Genomic DNA, 518 nt, shown 5'->3' on the forward strand with positions numbered 1-518 from the left:
TAACGACATTCCGTCTGACGATCAAAGAAGGCAGTTTTGGCCAAGCGCTGCAAGAGATGGTTGAAACGCTTAATGAGCAAACAACGGCAGAAATTACGTTGAAAAATAGACTTTCATCGACGGAATTAGATGCGCATCAACAAGTCCATTTACTACAGTTGATCAGAGAGGCAGCACTGAATGCGATTAAGCATGCGCAAGCTGACCATATACATATTCAATGTCTTGATTGTGATGGGAAAGTCACAGTAACCGTCTCCGATGACGGGGTAGGCTTTGAACATCAGGACGAAAACATTAATCATTACGGTATGACGATCATGCAAGAGCGAGCAGCGAGACTGCACGCCGATCTACAGATTGAAGCATCAGTAAACAAAGGGTGCACCGTAAAACTCGAATTCCAACACAGTAAGGAAGTAAACTTTGACAGTGTGTAAAGTAATGCTGGTGGATGATCATCCACTAATGCGACGTGGTATCCATCAACTCCTGAGCTTTGAGCCAGAGTTTGAAGT

At 44.0% G+C, this 518-nt stretch carries 1 protein-coding gene and 1 pseudogene; both read left to right on the forward strand.

What is annotated here, in order from left to right; genetic code table 11:
- Positions 1 to 440: ATP-binding protein (locus R7E78_RS30515; RefSeq protein WP_318059196.1), on the forward strand; the 440-nt coding region annotated here is incomplete at its 5' end.
- Positions 427 to 518 (forward strand): annotated as a pseudogene (locus R7E78_RS30520) (DNA-binding response regulator); the annotation flags it as partial. The gene R7E78_RS30515 and the pseudogene R7E78_RS30520, both read left to right, overlap by 14 nt.

The sequence above is a fragment of the Vibrio sp. YT-19(2023) genome (assembly GCF_033337395.1).